This window comes from Paracraurococcus ruber (assembly GCF_004353985.1).
GTDB lineage: Bacteria > Pseudomonadota > Alphaproteobacteria > Acetobacterales > Acetobacteraceae > Paracraurococcus > Paracraurococcus ruber.
Genome location: NZ_SMOA01000001.1, coordinates 94690 through 113391, shown reverse-complemented (window position 1 = coordinate 113391; position 18702 = coordinate 94690). Strand labels below are relative to the sequence as shown.

At 72.1% G+C, this 18702-nt stretch carries 17 protein-coding genes; 9 read left to right on the top strand and 8 right to left on the bottom strand.

Features of this window, described 5'->3' with window-relative positions:
- Positions 1-25: 25 nt before the first annotated feature.
- Both E2C05_RS00465 and E2C05_RS00460 read right to left on the bottom strand, forming a co-directional pair.
- Positions 26-2782: a glycosyl hydrolase family 28-related protein gene (locus E2C05_RS00465; protein ID WP_133217613.1), complete on the bottom strand. Its 2757-nt coding sequence runs from the start codon at positions 2780-2782 to the stop codon at positions 26-28.
- A 96-nt stretch (positions 2783-2878) separates the two neighbouring features.
- The gene (locus E2C05_RS00460; RefSeq protein ID WP_133217611.1) at positions 2879-3532 is read right to left on the bottom strand and encodes a hypothetical protein; all 654 of its coding nucleotides are present in this window, start codon (positions 3530-3532) and stop codon (positions 2879-2881) included.
- Between the two features lie 267 nt (positions 3533-3799).
- Here E2C05_RS00460 and E2C05_RS00455 point away from each other — a divergent pair, with 267 nt between their 5' ends.
- The 8 genes from E2C05_RS00455 (at position 3800) to E2C05_RS00420 (ending at position 12124) form a co-directional block, all read left to right on the top strand.
- Positions 3800-4897, top strand: coding sequence for an extracellular solute-binding protein (locus E2C05_RS00455; protein WP_240046498.1), 1098 nt, complete (start codon positions 3800-3802; stop codon positions 4895-4897).
- A gap of 5 nt (positions 4898-4902) precedes the next feature.
- Positions 4903-5943, top strand: coding sequence for an ABC transporter ATP-binding protein (locus E2C05_RS00450; protein WP_133217608.1), 1041 nt, complete (start codon positions 4903-4905; stop codon positions 5941-5943).
- Positions 5943-6854: an ABC transporter permease gene (locus E2C05_RS00445; protein ID WP_133217607.1), complete on the top strand. Its 912-nt coding sequence runs from the start codon at positions 5943-5945 to the stop codon at positions 6852-6854. The genes E2C05_RS00450 and E2C05_RS00445 overlap by 1 nt, the downstream gene beginning before the upstream one ends.
- On the top strand, positions 6851-7651 hold the full coding sequence (locus tag E2C05_RS00440; RefSeq protein ID WP_133217606.1) for an ABC transporter permease subunit: 801 nt from the start codon (positions 6851-6853) through the stop codon (positions 7649-7651). Before E2C05_RS00445 ends, E2C05_RS00440 begins: the two co-directional genes overlap by 4 nt.
- Positions 7652-8079: 428 nt before the next feature.
- Positions 8080-9282, top strand: a complete 1203-nt coding sequence (locus E2C05_RS00435; RefSeq protein WP_133217605.1) for a pyridoxal phosphate-dependent aminotransferase — start codon at positions 8080-8082, stop codon at positions 9280-9282.
- A 4-nt stretch (positions 9283-9286) separates the two neighbouring features.
- Entirely contained in the window at positions 9287-10489 is a 1203-nt protein-coding gene (locus tag E2C05_RS00430) for a pyridoxal phosphate-dependent aminotransferase (protein WP_133217604.1), read from the top strand.
- Positions 10490-10595: 106 nt separating this feature from the next.
- On the top strand, positions 10596-11582 hold the full coding sequence (locus E2C05_RS00425) for a GNAT family N-acetyltransferase (protein ID WP_133217603.1): 987 nt from the start codon (positions 10596-10598) through the stop codon (positions 11580-11582).
- Positions 11583-11602: 20 nt separating this feature from the next.
- The gene (locus E2C05_RS00420) at positions 11603-12124 is read left to right on the top strand and encodes a DinB family protein (protein WP_133217601.1); all 522 of its coding nucleotides are present in this window, start codon (positions 11603-11605) and stop codon (positions 12122-12124) included.
- 186 nt (positions 12125-12310) lie between these two features.
- On the opposite strand, the gene mnmA is transcribed toward E2C05_RS00420, so the two are convergent.
- From mnmA to E2C05_RS00390, 6 genes are all read right to left on the bottom strand, one after another.
- Positions 12311-13432, bottom strand: coding sequence for a tRNA 2-thiouridine(34) synthase MnmA (gene mnmA / locus E2C05_RS00415; RefSeq protein ID WP_133217600.1), 1122 nt, complete (start codon positions 13430-13432; stop codon positions 12311-12313).
- Between the two features lie 35 nt (positions 13433-13467).
- Positions 13468-14199, bottom strand: a complete 732-nt coding sequence (tenA, locus tag E2C05_RS00410; protein ID WP_133217599.1) for a thiaminase II — start codon at positions 14197-14199, stop codon at positions 13468-13470.
- A gap of 34 nt (positions 14200-14233) precedes the next feature.
- A complete protein-coding gene (locus tag E2C05_RS00405) occupies positions 14234-14563 on the bottom strand; it encodes a ferredoxin family 2Fe-2S iron-sulfur cluster binding protein (RefSeq protein WP_133217598.1) in 330 nt (109 codons plus the stop codon).
- A 6-nt stretch (positions 14564-14569) separates the two neighbouring features.
- A complete protein-coding gene (locus E2C05_RS00400; RefSeq protein ID WP_133217597.1) occupies positions 14570-15742 on the bottom strand; it encodes a cysteine desulfurase family protein in 1173 nt (390 codons plus the stop codon).
- Positions 15743-15867: 125 nt separating this feature from the next.
- Complete coding sequence (locus E2C05_RS00395; RefSeq protein ID WP_133217596.1) at positions 15868-16953, bottom strand: cysteine desulfurase family protein; 1086 nt, start codon at positions 16951-16953, stop codon at positions 15868-15870.
- A gap of 5 nt (positions 16954-16958) precedes the next feature.
- Entirely contained in the window at positions 16959-17441 is a 483-nt protein-coding gene (locus tag E2C05_RS00390; RefSeq protein ID WP_133217595.1) for an Rrf2 family transcriptional regulator, read from the bottom strand.
- Positions 17442-17913: 472 nt separating this feature from the next.
- Here E2C05_RS00390 and E2C05_RS00385 point away from each other — a divergent pair, with 472 nt between their 5' ends.
- A complete protein-coding gene (locus E2C05_RS00385) occupies positions 17914-18582 on the top strand; it encodes an alpha/beta hydrolase (RefSeq protein WP_133217594.1) in 669 nt (222 codons plus the stop codon).
- The last annotated feature ends 120 nt before the right edge of the window (positions 18583-18702 follow it).

Below are 18702 nucleotides of genomic sequence, written 5' to 3'. Positions count from 1 at the left end.
GTGGCGATGGGGCGGACGGGCCGGATCAGGCGCGGCGGGCGATGCCGATGGGCGAGCCGGGGCTGGTGGCCGCGCGGGTCAGGTCGGTGGCGGCGATGGTCGCGGGCAGGGTCACCGCGCCGCCGCTCCAGGTCAGCGCGGCGGTGCGCGCCAGCCGCGCGAAGCCGCCATTCGTGGTGAGCACGCTGGCATTCGGCGCCCCGGCGGTTTCGTCCTGCGCGATGAAGGTCTGGAATCCGCCGCCATTCGCCGCGGCCGCGCTCCAGGTCGTCACCGTCGGCGTGGCATCGAAGGTGCTGGCGATCCAGAGCAGCGTCGGCTGGGTCAGGACGATGCTGGTGCCCGGCGTGCCGACGATGACGGCCGCCGTGTTGGTCAGCACCACGCCGGTCTCGCTGCCGGCGACCAGCGCGAATTGCTGGTTCGTCGCATCCCAGCGATAGGCGCCGAGCTTGCAGTTCCCCGCCACGCCGGTGGAGACCCGCAGGCCGAGGCGGTCGAGCGTCATCGCCTCCCACACCGGCAGGGGCGAGAGATAGAGCGTGTTCGCGGCAACCGCCGCGGTGGCGATGGCGCTGACCGGCGGGACCAGCCATTTCCCGCTCTGCACCACCGGTGCCGGCAACGTGCCGGCGCCGCCCGTGCCGTAGCCCTGGCCGCGCACCCAGGCGGTGGTGGCGATGGCGGTGCTGGTGTCGGCCAGCGCCACCGTGGGCGCGGTGGGCGTGCCGGTGAAGGCGGGGGAGGCAAGCGGCGCGGCCCCCGCGACATCCGCGACCGCGAGCGTCACCGTGCCGGTCCGCCCGGCCACCGATTGCACCGGCGCCGCCGCCGCCGCCGCCGTGGCGAAGCCGCCGACATCCGTCGTGGTCAGCGTCACCGTGCCGGTCCGCCCAGCCACAGATTGGACCGGCGCCGCCGCCGCCGCCGCCGTGGCGAAGCCGCCGACATCCGCCGTGGTCAGCGTCACCGTGCCGGTGCGGCCGGCCACAGATTGGACCGGCGCCGCCGCCGACGCCGCCGTGGCGAAGCCGCCGACATCCGTCGTGCTCAGCGTCACGTCGCCGGTGCGGCCGGCCACGCTGGAGACCGCGCCCCCGCCGCCGCCCAGGCCCTGCAGCCGCACCCAGGCAGTGGTGGCGACCGCGGTGGAGTTGTCCGCCGTCGCCGGCGTGGCGGTCCGCAGCAGGCCGCTGCCCTTGCCGGTCACTGTCAGGTCGATGTTGGTGTCGAGCCCCTGGGCCTGCAGCGTCACCGCGCTGCCGGTGCCGGCGCCGCTGACCAGCAGGCGGTTGGCGGCGGCGGCGGGCGTCGCGACTTCCAGCGCATGGCTGCCGGGCGCGGCGCCCAGCGTCACCGCGCCGGCCGAGGTGGCGCGCAGCACCTCCGCCCCGCCGGCCGCGGCCGCCAGGGCGCCGGTGGCGGGCTGGAACAGGCCGCTGTTGGTGGCGCCGACCGACAGGCCCGGCCGGGCCGCGACACCCGCCGGCGCGCCGAGCGCCAGGATGGCGTTGCCGCCCGCGTTCACCACCGGCGCGTTGTTCGACTGCTCGAGCAATGGCGGGCTGCCGAGATAGACCGCGTTCGGCGCCTGCGCGCCGCTGTTGCCCAGCAGCAGCGCCGGGGAGGCGTTGTTGTTGACGTTGAAGCGCACGCAGCGCAGCGCGAAGATGTCGAGCCGGTTGTTGAAGCCGTTCACCCGGATGGGCGAATTCTCGACCGAGTCGATGCGCAGGTTGGCGATCTGCACCCGGGTGTTGGAGGCGTTGATGTAGACGCCGATGCCGCCGGCGATCGGCCCGATGTTGTCAAGCGTGTCGCCGTGATGCGTCAGGTTGGCGACCTGGCCATCGGTGCCGTTCGCCTCGATCAGCAGGCCGTACAGCGTGAAGTCGGTATAGGCCTGGCCGATGTAGAATTTCTGGGTGAACCCGGCCGCCGAGGAGGCGAAGCGGAACATGCTGCGGTAGCCGAGGGCGAAGGCCTGGTCGATGAAGACGCCGTCGCAGCGGCGGAAGATCATCGTGTCGCCATTCGCCTGCTGCCAGCGGATGACGTTGATGTTGCTGGTCCAGAAGGTCCAGAAATGCACGTTGTGCAGGCGCGGGACGTCGTAGCACTCGTCGATCTCGACGCCGACGGTGAAGACTTGGCCGCGCAGCCGGCGGATATCCACCCGGCCGGAGTTGCGGGCGTAGATGCCGCGGTTGACGGCGCAGAGATAGACATTGTCGAAGTCGACGCCGCCGAAGCAGTCCTCCACCCGGAAGACGTAGTCGTAGTTGGTGGGTGCCCAGCCCGGGACCTGCGACGCGGTGTGGGACTGCTGCACCGCGATGTCGGCGACCGCCGAACCGCGCGCGAGCACGCCGGTGAAGGTGAAGGGCGTGAAGCCGGTGGTGGTGATGCGCAGCCAGGTGCCCTGGCCGGGCGCCGGACCCTCGGTGAAGCCCTGGCCCTGGAAGCGGATGGTGACGCCGTTCACCACGATGGGGCTGGCGATGCGGTACACCCGCGGGCCGAACTGCAGCGTGCCGCCGCCCTTCAGCTTCAGGTCGTTCACCGCCGCCTGGATGGCGGGGCCGTCATCGGTGGTGCCGTCGCCGACGGCGCCATAGTCGCGCACATGCGCGGCGCGGTCGGCCAGCACGGCGCCGCGCAGCTGCGCCACGGTGGCGCGGCGGGTTTCGAGGGATGTGCCGTTGGACTGCACCAGGGGTGCGAGGTCGGCATCGCCGGGCGTGCCGGCGGCGGGCAACTCGCTGATCCTTACGTCGGGCATCGGGCTCCGGTCCGGATGGGCGCGCGCGCGGCCGGCCGGCGGGGCCGGCCGGGCGCGGGCGGATGGCGGGAAGGGGGGCGGGGACGCGGGCGGCGGTCAGAAGCTCAGGCGGTCACCGGCCTCGGTCACCAGCGTGTCGCCGGTCTCCAGCAGGATCAGGCCTTGGCCGGGCGCGACGCTGAAGCTGCGGGTGCTGGCGGAGATGGAGGGGTCGGAGGCGTCCTCGACCCGGATCCGGTAGCCGCTGCCCACCGGCGGCACCGGGAAGCTGGCGGCGGCGGTGCCGCCGGTGACGGCCACGGTCTGCGCCGGCGGGATGACGCTGCCGGTGGCGTCGCGCAGGCTGAACACCACCTGGGCGACCGGGCCGGTGACCGTGGCGGAGACGGGGATGCTGCCGCCCACCAGGAAGCCCGCCGCCAGCGGCGCCAGCACCAGGGTGCGGACGATGGCCGACGCCGCCTGGCTGGCGCGCAGCCCGAAGGCGACGCTGCGCAGCAGGCTGACCGGGGTGACCGCGCCATCCAGCGTCACGCCGGTGCCGAGCACGGCATTGCTGCGCAGCGGCACCAGCGCCATGGCGTCGGCCGCCTGCAGGATCATCAGGTCGCCGGGCTTCAGGCTGGCGGCCACCGGCGCGAAATAGCCGGCGGCGCTGGCGGTCGCCCGCGTGTCGGTGGTGCGGTAGTGCCAGAGCGAGAAGTAGCCGGTCTGGATCAGGGCATTCAGGTTGGCCGGGCTGAAGGGCACGGGGGTCTCTCCGTCTCGGCGGCGGCCGGTCGCGACGATGCGCCGCGCGGCGCGGGGGCGCGGCACGGGAACACCGAAGGGGGCGGGCGCGGATGGTGCGGGGGGAGCCTCGGGCGCAATGCGGCCGTCGGCAGCCCGGTCCTAGCCCATCCTGCGCCCGCAGTCAAGGAAAATGATCCTAGTTCAGGCCCGACGCTCCGGGCGGCTCACGCCGGCGCGGGAAATGGTCTAGCCTCCCCCGCTTCGACCATGGGGGACGGGGTGTCGATGCGCCGAGGGGTCCTGTTCGCGTGCCTGCTGCTGCCCGCCGTGCTGCTGGCGCGCCTTGCCACCGCGCAGCCGGTGCTGAACGTCTACAACTGGACCGACTATATCGACCCCTATGTCGTCCAGCGCTTCCAGCAGCAGACCGGCATCCGGGTGCGCTACGACGTCTACGACAGCCTGGAGACGCTGGAAGGAAAACTGTCCGCGGGCCGGTCCGGCTACGACCTCATCGTCCCGACCAGCGAGCCGACCTTTGCCCGCCTGGTGAAGGCGGGTGCCCTCAGGCCGCTGGACCTCGCCAGGATCCCGAACTGGAAGAACCTCGACCCGCGGCTGATGGCGCGGGTGGCGCAGGTGGACCCCGGCAACCGCCACGGCGCGATCTACCTGTGGGGCACGGTCGGGCTCGGCGTCCGGCTGGACCGGGTGCGGGCGCTCTGGCCCGACGCGCCGCTCGATGGCCTCGACCTGCTGCTGAAGCCGGAGAATGCGCAGCGCCTGGCGCGCTGCGGCCTGGCGGTGATGGACAGCGCGACCGATGTGCTGCCTTCCGTGCTGAAATGGCTGGGCCGCGACCCCGACAGCGCCGACCCCACCGATGCCCGTGCCGCCGAGCAGGCGCTGCTGGCGATCCGGCCGCATCTGCGCGCCATCCCCGGGTCCGGCGCCCTGCTGGACATGCTGGCGACCGGCGAGGTCTGCGCCGCGCTGACCTATAGCGGCGACGTCATCCAGGCGGCGGCGCGGGCGCGGGAGGCGGGGCGGGGCGTCGAGATCGGCTATGTCGCGCCGAAGACCGGCGCGCATCTCTGGTTCGACATGCTGGCGGTGCCGGCGGATGCGCCGAACCCCGAGGCCGCCATGGCCTTCATCGACTTCCTGCTGCAGCCGGACAGCATGGCCGCCATCACCAGCCAGGTGCGCTACCCCAATGCCGTGCCGGCCAGCCGGCCGCTGGTGGCGCAGGCGGTGCGCGACGACGCGAATGTCTATCCGCCGGAGGAGGCACTGTCCCGCGCCTTCGTCCCGGCGACGCTGCCGCAAGCGGCGGAGCGGCTGCGAACGCGGCTCTGGAGCCGCTTCAAGGCCGGCCGCTGAGCGCCTTGGCCACGCCCTTGCTGCGCCTGGCGGGCGTGACCAAGCGCTTCGGCGGCGTGCCGGCCCTGGATGCGCTGGACCTGACCGTGGCGCCGGGCGAATTCCTGGCGCTGCTGGGCGGCAGCGGGTCGGGCAAGTCCACCCTGCTGCGGATCGTCGCGGGCTTCGAGAGCGCCGATGCGGGCCAGGTGCTGCTGCAGGGGCGCGACATCGGCGCGCTGCCGCCGCATCGACGGCCGGTGAGCATGGTGTTCCAGAGCTATGCCCTGTTCCCGCATCTGAGCGTCTTCGACAACGTCGCCTATGGGCTGCGCCGGGACGGCGTGCCGAAGGCCGAGATCGCGCGCCGCGTGGCCGAGGCGCTGGCGCTGGTCGGGCTGGAAGGGCTGGCGGCGCGGAGGCCGGCGCAGCTTTCGGGCGGGCAAAGGCAGCGCGTGGCGCTGGTGCGCAGCCTGGTGAAGCGCCCGCCCCTGCTGCTGCTGGACGAACCGCTGGGCGCGCTGGATGCGGGCCTGCGCGAGCGCACGGGGTTCGAGCTGCGCGCGCTTCAGCGCGCCACCGGCGCCGGCTTCGTCATGGTGACCCATGACCAGGCAGAGGCGCTCGCGCTGGCCGACCGGGTGGCGGTGCTGGAGACGGGGCGGCTGGCGCAGGTGGGGCCGCCGCGCGAGTTGTATGAGCGGCCGGCGACCCGCAGCGTGGCGGCGTTCCTCGGCGCGGCCAACATCCTGGAAGGACGGGTGCGCGCCGATGGCGCGGTGGAATGCGGGGCCGGCTGCCTGCTGCGCCCCGCGCATGTGGCGCCCGCCTTCGCCCTGCGGCCGGAGCGCATCCGGCTGGTGGCGGGTGATCCGCCGGCGGAGAACGGCATCGCGGCGCGGGTCCGGGACCTTGCCTTCCGCGGCGATGGCTGGATGGCGGTGGTGGCGCTCCCGAACGGTGGCGAATGGCGTGTGACGCTGCCCGCCGACGCCGCGCCGCCGGCGCCGGGCGACCCTGTTGCGCTGGCCTGGGCGCCCGAGGCGCTGGCGCCGCTTTCCGCCTGATGCGCCGCGCCCTGGTCCTGCTGCCGCCCTTCCTCTGGCTGCTGCTGCTGGTGGCGGCGCCGGTGGTGATTCTGCTCGGCATCGCGGTGAGCGAGGGCGCGCCCGGCGTGCCGCCCTTCACGCCGGCGATCTCCCTGCAGGATGGCTGGCGGGGGACCGCGCAGAACCTGCTGACCCTGGCGCAGGATGGCTATTATGCCGCAGCCCTGCTGCGATCGGTGCTGGTGGCGGGGGTGACGGCCACGCTCTGCCTGCTGCTGGCCTATCCCATGGCACTCGGCATCGCGGCCGCGGGGGAGCGATGGCGGGTGCTGCTGCTGGCGCTGGTGCTGCTGCCCTTCTGCACCGGCTTCCTGCCGCGCTTGGGCGCCTGGATCGGTCTGCTGCGCGATGGCGGCTGGGTGAATGGCGTGCTGATCGCGCTGGGCGTGACCACGGAACCGCTGCCGCTGCTCTACAGCGATGGTGCCATGTATCTCGGCATGGTGCATGCGTATCTGCCCTTCGCCGTGCTGCCGCTGGCGGCGACGCTGCTGCGGCGCGATATGAGCGTGGAGGAAGCGGCGGCGGATCTGGGGGCCAGCCCGTGGGTGGTGTTCCGCAGCGTGACCCTGCCGCTATCCCTGCCCGGTGCGGCCGCGGCTTTCCTGCTGGTGTTCATCCCGGCCGCGGGGGAGTTCGTGATCCCCGAGTTGCTGGGCCCGCCGGAGGCGCTGCTGGTGGGCCGTGCGCTGTGGGGCGAGTTCTTCCAGAACCGCGACTGGCCCCTGGCCGCCGCCCTGGCCGTGGCGCTGCTGGCGCTGCTCATTGTGCCGATCCGCGTTTTCCAGGGCCTGGACGAAGGGGGGTCTCGAAGGGGGGCTTCGCCCCCTGCGCGGGGGCCGGGGGAGCGCCCCGGGATGTCGAAGTGAGACGGGTCGGCCTGGTTCTGGGGTTGGGATTCCTGTGGCTCCCCATCCTGCTGCTGATCGGCTACGCCTTCAGCGCCGACCGCATTCCCTTCCAGTGGGGCGGCTTCTCCCTGCGCTGGTTCGCCGCGCTGGCGGCCAATGCGCGGATGCTGGATGCCGCCTGGCTGTCGCTGCGGATCGCCGCCGGCGCGGCGACGCTGGCCGTGCTGCTGGGCGGGATGACCGGTTGGGTGCTGGCACGCCATGGTCCCTTCCGCGGCCGCGCCCTGTTCGGCCTGCTGGCCGGCGCGCCGCTGGTGCTGCCGGAGGTCGTGACGGGCCTGTCCCTGCTGCTGCTCTTCGTCGTGCTGCAGGGCGCGGCGGAGGCGGCGCTGGGCTGGTCGCCGGACCGGGGCGCGCTCACCATCCTGCTGGCGCATGCGACGGTGGGGCTGGCCTATGTCGCGGTCGTGGTGCAGGCGCGGCTGGCGGGGATGGATGCCGCGCTGGAGGAAGCGGCGGCCGATCTCGGCGCGCCGCCCTTCACCGTCTTCCGCACCGTGACCCTGCCGCTGATGGCACCGGCGCTGGGTGCGGGATGGCTGCTGGCCTTCACCCTGTCGCTCGACGACGTGGTGGTGGCGAGCTTCGTCTCCGGCCCGGCCGGCACCACGCTGCCGATGCTGGTCTTCTCGCAGCTTCGCATCGGGCTGACGCCCGAGATCAATGCCCTGGCGACGATGCTGCTGGCGGTGACGGCACTGGCCCTGCTGGGGGCCGGGCTGCTGCTGCGGGGGCGGAACACGCCGCGATCCTGACTGCGGGACCGGCCCGGGCTGCGGCACGGGCATCCTGGCATGGCTCCCGTGCTCCTTGGCCGGGCGCAGCCGCCGGCCACCAGGCCGATCATCGGCCCCGAGCCAGGCTCCGACGGATTGGGTGGCGATGCCCTCCACGACCCTGCTGTCGCCGGGGATGCGCCTGGCCTGGTCCGTCCAGGCGGTGTGGCACGGCCCGCAGATCGCGCAATCCGATCGGACGGACAGCGGTGGATCGCTGGCCGTGCCGCGGGACGGCGCCGGCCGGGCCGGCGATCGCCATCCGAGCTCCGCTTGGCACGCAGCGCTGCCATGCGGCCGCGGATGCAAAAGCAGGCCTTAGGCCACGCGGGATGGATCGCGGCCGGGTTGAACCGCCTGGGCCGGGGGGCTAGGGTCCCGGCCTTTCGCAGCCCGCGCAGGCCCCCATGAAGCTGATCGCCGATCGCCTCGACCGCATTTCCCCGTCCCTGACCATCGCCATGACCAGCAAGGCGCGGGCGCTGAAGGCGGCGGGGAAGGACGTCATCGGCCTGGCCGCGGGCGAACCGGACTTCGACACCCCGCAGAACGTGAAGGATGCGGCCATCGCCGCCATCCAGCGCGGCGAGACGAAATACACCGACGTCGCCGGCACTGCGGCGCTGCGGCAGGCGGTGGCCAGCCGACTGAAGGCCGACCACGGCGTGGAGTTCAAGCCGGAGGAGATCCTGGTCGCCACCGGCGGCAAGCAGGTGATCTTCGACGCGCTGCTCGCCACCGTGCAGCAGGGCGACGAGGTCATCATCCCCTCCCCCTGCTGGGTCAGCTATCCGGACATCGTCGAGCTAGCCGAGGGCAAGCCGGTGATCGTCCGCGGCGACGAGAATATGGGCTTCAAGCTGCGGCCGGAACAGCTGGCGGCGGCGATCACGCCGCAGACCAAGTGGTTCCTGCTGAACAACCCGTCGAATCCGACCGGCGCGGCCTACAGCGCCGTGGAGTTGAAGGCGCTGACGGACGTGCTGATGAAGCACCCGCATGTCTGGGTCTTCACCGACGACATCTACAACAAGCTCGCCTATGACGGCTTCCGCCCGGCGACAGTGCTGGAGGTGGAGCCGCGGCTGCGCGACCGCACGGTCACGATGAACGGCTGTTCCAAGGCCTATGCGATGACCGGCTGGCGCATCGGCTATGCCGCGGCGCCGGTCTCGCTGATCAAGCAGATGGACAAGCTGCAGAGCCAGTCCACCAGCAACACCAGCAGCATCAGCCAGGCCGCGGCGGTCGAGGCGCTGACGGGGCCGCAGGGCTTCATCGAGGAGATGAAGGTCGCCTACAAGCGTCGCCGCGACATGGTGGTGGAGATGCTGAACGCCGCGCCCGGCCTGCGCTGCCACAAGCCGGAAGGCGCCTTCTACGTCTTCCCGTCCATGCAGGGCTGCATCGGCAAGACCACCAAGGGCGGCCGCAAGATCGAGACGGACGAGGATTTCTGCCTCGCCCTGCTCGAGGAGGAAGGGGTGGCCTGCGTGCATGGCGCGGCCTTCCTCTACCCCGGCTATTTCCGCATCAGCTACGCCACCAGCGACGACGCGCTGCGGGATGCCTGCACCCGCATCCAGCGCTTCTGCCAGGGCCTGCGGTAAGGCGATGCCGGAGCTTGCCGGGCGCCTCGCCGATGTGAGGGTCTCGCCTTCCGCCGCCATGACGGCGAAGGCGCGGGAGATGCGCGCGCGGGGCATCGACGTCATCAGCCTCTCGAATGGCGAACCCGACTTCGCCACGCCGCCCCACGCGATCGAGGCCGCGCATCAGGCTGCGCTGCGCGGCGACACCAAATACCCGCCGCAGGGCGGCACGCCTGCGCTGAAGGCGGCCATCGCGCGCAAGTTCAAGCGCGACAACGGGCTGGACTACGGGCCGGACGAGATCATCGTCGGCAATGGCGGCAAGCAGGTCATCTTCAACGCCTTCATGGCGACGCTCGATCCGGGCGACGAGGTGGTCATCCCCTCCCCCTTCTGGGTCAGCTACGCCGACATGGCGAAGGTGGCGGGCGGCGTGCCCGTCACCGTCTCCTGCCCGCAGAACAACGGCTTCAAGCCGCGGCCGGAGGACCTGGAAGCCGCCATCACCCCGCGCACCAAATGGGTGATGCTGAACTTCCCGGGCAACCCGACCGGCGCGGTGCCGACGGCGCAGGAACTGGCCGCGCTCGGGGAGGTGCTGCTGCGCCACCCGAACCTCTGGGTGCTGTCGGACGACATGTACGAGCACCTGCTCTATGACGGGCATCGGTTCAGTACCGTCGCGCAGGTCACGCCCGGGCTGAAGGACCGCACGCTGACGGTCAACGGCTGTTCCAAGACCTATGCCATGACCGGCTGGCGCATCGGCTTCGGCGGCGGGCCGGCGAAGCTGATCAAGGGCATGTTCAACATGCAGGGCCAGGCGACGGCCGGCGTCTCCACCATCAGCCAGGCCGCCGCCACGGCGGCGCTGGACGGGCCGCAGGATCTGGTGGAGGAGCGGCGCGCCGCCTACCAGCAGCGCCGCGACATGGTGGTGGAGATGCTGAATGCCGCCCCCGGCATCACCTGCCACAAGCCGGAAGGCGCCTTCTATGTCTTCCCTTCGGTCGCCGGGCTGCTTGGCCGCACCAGCAAGGGCGGCCGCCGGCTGGACACCGATACCGACGTGGTGGCGGCGCTGCTTGAGGAGAAGCACGTCGCCTGCGTGCAGGGCGCGGCCTATGGCATGTCGCCGCATATGCGCATCTCCTACGCGACCGACGCGGCCAGCCTGACCGAGGCCTGCGGCCGCATCCAGGAGTTCTGCCGGGAGCTGACCTGATGCCGTGCCGCAGGCGCCGGCGCACGCGCCGCGAGCTTGGCCTCCGCCGCACCGCCGGCATCGTGCGGACGCAGGCTCAGGCGCGATTGGCGGCTGGTCCCTGGGCATGATCCGCCCCGGCCGGGATGCCGATGCGGCGGGTTTCATCGCCCTGATCGGCGATTGCTGGGCGGAATACCCGAACTGCGTGCTCGACGTGGATGGAGAAGTGCCGGAGCTGCGGGCCCTGGCCACCTATTTCGCCGGACAGGGCGGCATGCTCTGGGCGGCGGAGCATGACGGCAAGGTGGTCGGCATGGTCGGCACCCGGCCGATGCACAGCGACCGGGCCTGGGAAATCTGCCGCATGTATGTCGCGGCGGACCAGCGCGGCAGCGGGCTCGCCGCCCGGCTGCTTGAGACGGCCGAGGCCGAGGCGCGCGCCCAGGGCGCCGCCCGCCTCGTGCTGTGGACCGATACGCGCTTCGACCGCGCGCATGGCTTCTACGAGAAGCGAGGCTATGTCCGGCAGGGCGCCATCCGCATCCTCGACGACCTCTCGAAGTCGCTGGAATTCCGCTACGCCAAGCCGGCGATCGGCCTGGTGGTGGAAGCGCTGGACGCTGCCGCGGCTGCCAGCGCGGAACGGCGCCTGGCGGAGATCCTGGCCGCCTGCGTCGCCGCCGGCCCCGGCCTGTCCTTCCGCCATCCGCTGCCGCCGGACCGGGCGCGCGCCGCCTGGCGGCGGGCCGCGGCCGATGTCGCCGCCGGTCGGCGGCTGCTGCTGGCGGCCTGGCTGGAGGGGGCGCTGGTCGGCACCGTGCAACTGCTGCTGGACATGCCGGAGAACCAGGCGCACCGCGCCGAGGTGGCGATGCTGCTGGTGGACCCGGCGACGCGGCGGCAGGGGATCGGCCGGGCATTGCTGCAGCGGGTCGAACAGGCCGCACAGCGTCTCGGCCGCCGGCTGCTGGTGCTGGATTCGCTGGCGGATGGTGCGGCCGACCGGCTTTGCCACGCCAGCGGCTGGACCGCGGCAGGCGCCGTCCCCGGCTTTGCGCTGGATGCCGAGGGAGCGGAGCATGCCGCGATCCGCTTCTGGAAACGCGTGTAGCCGCGCGGCGGGAGGGTGCGATGATCTCGCCCGACTGGTGTCGCCTGATGGCGGCATACAATGCCGAGATGAACCGCCGGCTCTATGCCGCTGCAGCGGAGCTGACCGACGCGGCACGCCGGCAGGATCGCGGCGGCTGGTTCGGCTCCATCCACGGGACGCTGTGCCACCTGCTCTGGGGCGACCGGCAATGGATGGGCCGCTTCGCCGGCTGGGACCCGCCACCACCGGGCATCGCCAACAGTCCGCGGCTGATCGAGGATTTTTCCGAGTTGCGCGCCGCCCGCGCCGAGGCGGATGCGCGCATCGAGGCCTGGGCGGCGACGCTCACGCCGGACTGGCTGACAGGCGACCTCACCTGGTTCAGCGGCGCCTCGCAGAAGGAGATGCGGGAGCGGCGCTGGATCCTGGTGACGCATCTGTTCAACCACCAGACCCATCATCGCGGGCAGGCGCATGACATGATCACCCAGGCCGGCGTGCGGCCCGCGGAGACCGACCTGCCCTGGATCGTGGACCGCGCCGCACTCGGCATCGGCTGACGCGCCAGGGCCGATCGCGGAGCGGCGTGAATGCCGCGCTACACTCATGCCGGTCAGCAAAAATGCCGACCGGCATGATCATCCCGTCTGGCGCCGGGCCGCCACAGCAACCCTGCGCGCGATGCCGGTGAGCGGACATCAGGACGTCTGTTCACCGGCATCAATGGGCGACAGCGCCTTGCGTGTTCAGGTCGACACGCAAGCCGCGGTCGTGGTCCAGGCCGCCTCGGCCCCTGCCGCACGGCGGATGAAGCCGCCGCCCAGCACCCGGTCGCCGTCATAGAGCACGCAGGCCTGGCCGGGCGCGGCAATGGCCGGTTCCTCCGGCCTTACCCGCAGCAGGCCGGCCGTCGGGTCCCAGTCCGCGGTGGCAGCACGCGGCTCCTCCCGCGCGCGCAGCTTCACCTGGCAGCGCAATGGCCCCGCCGGCGGCGGGACCAGCCAGTTCACCTCGGCAACCATCACCACCGGCTGCGGCAGCGCGGTGCGCGGGCCGACGATCACGCGGCGGCTGCGCGCCTCGACCCCCGCGACATAGAGCGGTTCCTCGCCATCCCGTGACGCCGGGCCGAGGCCGCGCCCCTGCCCGACGGTGTAGCGGGCGATGCCCTGGTGGCGGCCCAGCACGCGGCCGTCGAGATGCACGATCTCCCCGGGCTCCACCGCATCCGGCCGATGCTTCGCCACCACCTCGTGGTAGCGGCCCTGCGGGACGAAGCAGATGTCCTGGCTGTCCGGCTTCTCCGCCACCCGCAGGCCCAGCCGCGCGGCGACTGCGCGCACCGAAGCCTTGTCGGGGTAGCCGCCCAGGGGAAACCGGCAAAAATCCAGCTGCGCCCGCGTAGTGGCGAACAGGAAGTAGCTCTGGTCCCGCTGCGGGTCGGCGGCGCGGTGCAGCTCGGCGCCCCGCGGGCCGTCAACGCGACGAACGTAATGGCCGGTGGCCATCGCGTCGGCGCCCAGGTCGCGCGCCAGGTCGACCAGGTCGTGGAACTTCACCGTCTGGTTGCAGCGCACGCAGGGAATCGGCGTCTCGCCCCGGGCATAGGCATCGGCGAAGTCCTGCACCACGGCCGCGGAAAAGCGGCTTTCCTTGTCGAGGACGTAGTGCGGGATATCCAGCCGGTCGGCGACGCGGCGCGCGTCATGGATGTCCTGCCCGGCGCAGCAGGCACCCTTGCGGCTGGTCGCGGCGCCGTGGTCGTAGAGCTGCAGGGTCGCGCCGATGACCTCGTGCCCCTGTTCCTTCAGCAGGCCGGCGACGACGCTGCTGTCCACCCCGCCGGACATGGCGACAAGGATCCTCATGGTTGCACCAGGCGGGCGACGACCGGGATGCGCACCTAGCGCCGCGCCGTTTCGTAGGAGGCCATGTGGCCTTCCGCGGCATCCAGGCCCTGCTGCCAGAAGCGGGCCTCCAGCCGCGCCGCCTCGGCAAAGGTGGACCCAAGGATGGCGAAGCGGGCCTGGCCGCCATGGCTCTCGCCCAACGCGTCGATGCGCGCGGCGGCCGCCTTCGCGATGGCCTGGTAGCCAGGGTCGGCATAGGTGTCGATCCAGGACTGGTAGGGGTTGCCCTCCGTCCGGCGGTTCGGGTCGGCCAGGATGCGCAGCGCCACCTCGCCATAGCCGACCGTGCAGGGGGCAAGCGCCACTTCCAGGTCCAGGATGTCACCGGCCAGCCCGCGATCGATCACGTAGCGGGTGTAGCTGACCGTCTCCGCGCTCTCGGGCGTGGCCCGCACCTCGGCCTCCGCGATGCCCCAGCCCTCGCAGTACCGGAGATGCATGGTGGTCTCGGCCAGGATGGCGCGGATCGCCTCCGCCTTGTCGCGCATCGCCTCGACGCTCTCGGCCTTGAAGACCGCCAGCGCCTTGGCCCGGGCGAAATGGATCAGGAAGAGGTAGTCCTGGATCAGGTAGCGGCGGAAGGCCGGCAGCGGCAGGGTGCCGTCCGACAGGCCCCGGACGAAGGGGTGCCAGGTATAGGCCGCCCAGTCGGCGGCGCAGGCGGACCGTAGGGAGCGGAACAGCCCGCCCTCGGCGCCGAATTCGGTCTCCCAGGCCTGTGCCATGCTGTCCCTTCTGCGCGCGGGCGGCGCGCCCTGCTCAGCCGCCGGCGTTGCGGGTGCCGGCGGGCAGCTTCACCACCAGGCCGTCCAGCGCCTCGGTCATGATGATCTGGCAGCCCAGGCGGCTGGTCTCCTGGAGGTCGAAGGCGAGGTCGAGCATGTCCTCCTCGTCCTCGGTCGGCGAGGCGAGCTTGCCGAACCAGCCCTGGTCCACGATGACGTGGCAGGTGGAGCAGGCGAGCGAGCCCTCGCAGGCGCCTTCCACATCCACCCCATGCTTGTGCGCGATCTCGAGGACGGAGAGGCCGAGCGGCGCGTCCACCTCCCGCCGGCTGCCGTCGCGCTCGATGAAGGTCATCCTGGGCATTCTGTCTCAGCGCTCCGCCGCAACCACCGCGCGCCAGGCCTCGGCCAGCAATGCCGCGCCCCGCTCCGCCTCCGCCGGCGAGGTAAAGCGGCCGATCCCAATCCGCAAGGTCGCCCGGGCCTCGGCATCCGGGATTCCGAGGGCACGGAGCACGTAGGACGGCTCGACCTCGGCCGAGGAGCAGGCAGACCCGGTGGACACGCAGACGCCCGGCGCGGCACGCATCAGCGCCTGGGCGTCCACGCCCCCGGGAAAGGTCAGGTTGAGATTGCCGGTGACGCGCTGGTCGCGATGGCCGTTCACCCGCAGGCCGGGGACGTCCCGTTCCAGCACCGAGAGGAACAGGTCGCGCTGGCCGGCGATGCGGCCGGAATCCAGCAGCCCCTCGGTCGCCGCGATCCGCGCCGCCTCCCCGAAGCCGACCACCAGCGGCGCCGGCAGCGTGCCGGAGCGGAAGCCCCTCTCCTGCCCGCCGCCGGAGAACAGCGGCGCCAGGCGCACCCGCGGCCGGCGCCGGACATAGAGGGCGCCGATGCCCTTCGGGCCGTAGAGCTTGTGGCCGGAGAGGGAGAGGAGGTCGGCGCGGATCTCCTCCACGTCGAGAGGGATGCGGCCGGCGGCCTGGGCGGCATCGGTATGGAACAGCGCGCCCGCCTCCTTCGCCAGGGCGCCGATGGCGGCGAGGTCCTGGATCACCCCGATCTCGTTGTTCACCGCCATGACGGAGAGGAGGAGGGTGCGGTCATCGAGTGCCGCGCGCAGGGCATCGGGTTCGAACATGCCGTCGGGGCGGACGGGGAGGATGACCGGCTCGAACCCCTCGGCGGCGAGGTCGCGGACGCTTTCCAGGACGCATTTGTGCTCGGTGGCCAGCGTGACGATGCGGCGGCGGTCGGTGCCCTGCTGCGCCGCGAAGCGGGCGGCCCCCTTGATGGCGAGGTTGTTCGCCTCGGTGGCGCCGGAAGTGAGGACGATCTCCCGCGCCTCGGCGCCGATCAGGCTGGCGATCTCGGCGCGGGCGGCCTCGACGGCCTCCTCGGCGTCCCGACCCATCGGGTGTTCCACGCTGTGGGGGTTGGCGAAATTGTCCTCCCACCAGGGGCGCATGGCGGCCAGCACGCGCGGGTCCACCGGGGTGGTGGCGTGGTTGTCCAGGTAGATGGGGCGGTTCGGGCGCATGGGGGGAAGATGGGGCAGCGCCCTCGAGCCGGGGAGTGGCCGGATCGTCATGGCGGCGATGCGCCAGACTCCCAGAAGAAGGCGGCTGGAGGGTTCGGGGGAGGAGTTCTCTCTTCCCCCCGATGCTACGCGGCGCGCTTGCGCAGCCTGTCGCGCATGTCGCGCCACGCCGCCAGGAACCGCTCCGCCGCGTCGTCCGGCGCGTCCCAGGGTAGCGAGACGCGGATGCCGCAGCCGGCCAGCTCCCCGAACCCCATTGCCGCCAGCACCGGGCTTTGCGCCACCTTGCCCGAGGAACACGCCGCCCCCGCCGAGACCCGCACCCCTGCCAGGTCCAGCGCGATCACCTGGGTTTCCGCCGGCAGGCCTGGCAGGATGATGTTCGTGGTGTTCGGCAGCCGCGGCGCGCCGGCGCCGGCGATGACCGCCTCGGGCGCCAGGGCGCGCACCCCTGACTCGATCCGGTCGCGGAGAGCGGCCAGGCGCGCCGCCTCCTCGGGTTCCGGCCAGGCGGCAGCGAGGCCGGCGATGGCGGGCAGCGGTTCGGTGCCGCCGCGACGGCCGCGTTCCTGCCCGCCGCCGGCGATCAGCGCCGGCAGGTCGAGGCCCGGGCGCAGCAGGAGCGCGCCGGCGCCGGGCGGGCCGCCCAGCTTGTGGCCGGAGATGGCGAGCGAATCGAACGCCGTCGGCAGCGGCACTCGTCCGGCGGCCTGCACCGCATCCACATGCAGCAGCGCGCCATGGGCGCGACACAGCGAAGCCGCGGCGTCCAGCGGGTGCAGCACGCCGGTCTCGTTGTTCGCCGCCATCAGGCAGACCAGGGCCGGCCCGCCAGCGGCCAGCAGGCGGTCCAGCGCCGCCAGGTCGGCGGTGCCATCCGGCAGCACCGGGATCGTCTCGGCCCCCGGGGCGGCAGCCAGCACCGCGGGGTGCTCGGTGGCGCCCACCAGCAGGCGCCGCCCGCGGCCGAGGCCGACGATGGCCAGCGCATCCGCCTCCGTCCCCCCGCTGGTGAAGACCAGGTCGCGGGCGCGGCCGCCGAGGCGGGCGGCCGCTGCCTCCCGCGCCTCTTCCAGCCGGCGCCGCGCGGCCCGACCCTCGGCATGGACCGAGGACGGGTTGCCGCCGGCCGCGAGGGCCCCCAGCACGGCCTCCCGCGCCGCCGGGCGCAGGGGCTCGGTCGCATTGGCGTCCAGATAGAGCGTGGGCATGGGCGCTACTGCGCGGCTTCCGGCAAGGCGCGCTCGTGTGGGGTGGCGGCACGGCCGGCGATGCGGCCGGTGACGATGTCCTCCAGCGTCACATGCGCCAGGAACAGCCGGATCTGCTCGCCCAGTTCGGACCACAGGTCATGCGTCAGGCAACGTTCCCCGGCCAGGCAGCCGGGCGAGCCCTGCTCGCAGCGGGTGGCACGGATCGGCTCGTCCACCGCGTCCACGATCTCGGCCACCGCGATGGCCTGAGCCGGGCGGGCCAGGCGGTAGCCGCCGCCGGGACCGCGGGCGGAAGCGACAAGCCCCGCGCGGCGGAGATGACCAAAAAGCTGCTCCAGATAGGCAAGCGACAGCATCTGCGCCTGGGCCAGTTCGGCCAGGCTGACTGGCCGACCGGCGCGCGGATCGACCGCGCAGCCCTGCTGGCGTGCGGCCAGCTCCACCATCGCCATGACGGCATATCGTCCGCGGGTGGAAAGACGCATGCGTGAAATCCCTAGGCGCCAGAAAGCCGTATACCGGCATACGGGCCGGGAGCGGAAAACATGGGCACCATGCCTTGATTCCGTTATGAAACTCACCTTCGGGTCTCTATAGTCCCGCCCGCCCAGGGGTCCGGGAGACTGCCCCTGGGAGCCTGGACGACACCGGGACCGAGCCCCTGTCGTGGGCGTCCGACAAGCGGGCGCCTTGGATAGGAACGCTAGGTTACCCGACCCCCCCAGTCAACGATTGGGGGGGTCGCGGTCCCGGTTCGGCCAGGGTGGTTGGTGCGCCCGGGCTCCTCTCGGCATCGTGTGCCAAATCCGATTGGTGCCGAGGGGAGCCTGGGCGTTGTCAATCAGGTCTTCCCCACCAACGCGCCTCGCGCGCCTGGCCTGTCGGCGGGTAGGCTCCATGCTTGCCTCCGGCGGACCCGACGTGCCAGGGCACAACCGGAATTGGACCCAAGGGACGATGCCTGAGGTCATGTTCGCCGGCCCGGACGGCCGGCTCGAAGGCCGCTATCACCACTCGAAGCAGCCGAACGCACCGGTAGCCCTGCTGCTGCACCCCCACCCGCTGCATGGCGGGACCATGAACAACCGGGTGATCCACGCCCTGTACCAACGCTTCCAGGGGTTGGGATTTTCCACGCTTCGATTCAACTTCCGCGGAGTCGGCCGCAGCCAGGGCCGCTACGATGGCGGGATCGGAGAGATCTCGGATGCCGCCGCGGCGCTGGACTTCCTGCAGGCGGTGAACCCGAATGCCCACAGCCTCTGGGTCGCCGGCTACTCCTTCGGCGCCTATGTCGGCATGCAGCTGCTGATGCGGCGGCCGGAGATGGGCGGCTTCGTGTCCATCAGCGCGCCGGCCAGCCACTATGATTTCGGCTTCCTCGCGCCATGCCCCTGCAACGGCCTGATCCTGCATGGGGAGGGCGATGAGCTCGTGCCCGAAAGCTCGGTCCGGAAGCTGGTGGACAAGCTGAACACCCAGAAGGGCATCAACATCGACTACCGGACCATGCCGGGCGCCGGCCATGTCTTCACGCCCGAGGAGACGGAGAAGGTGGTCGACGCCACCGAGGACCATGTGATGACCCGGCTGAACCGCAGCCGCATGGCCCTGGCCGCCGACTGACCAACCTGGCCGCTGACGGGGCACCCCGTCAGCGGCGCCTGCCTCGCGCTCCCGCGGCATGACAATTTTGGCCCATCAATCTTAGGTTTTGTATCGTCGGGCCGTGCTGCCACAGGGGAT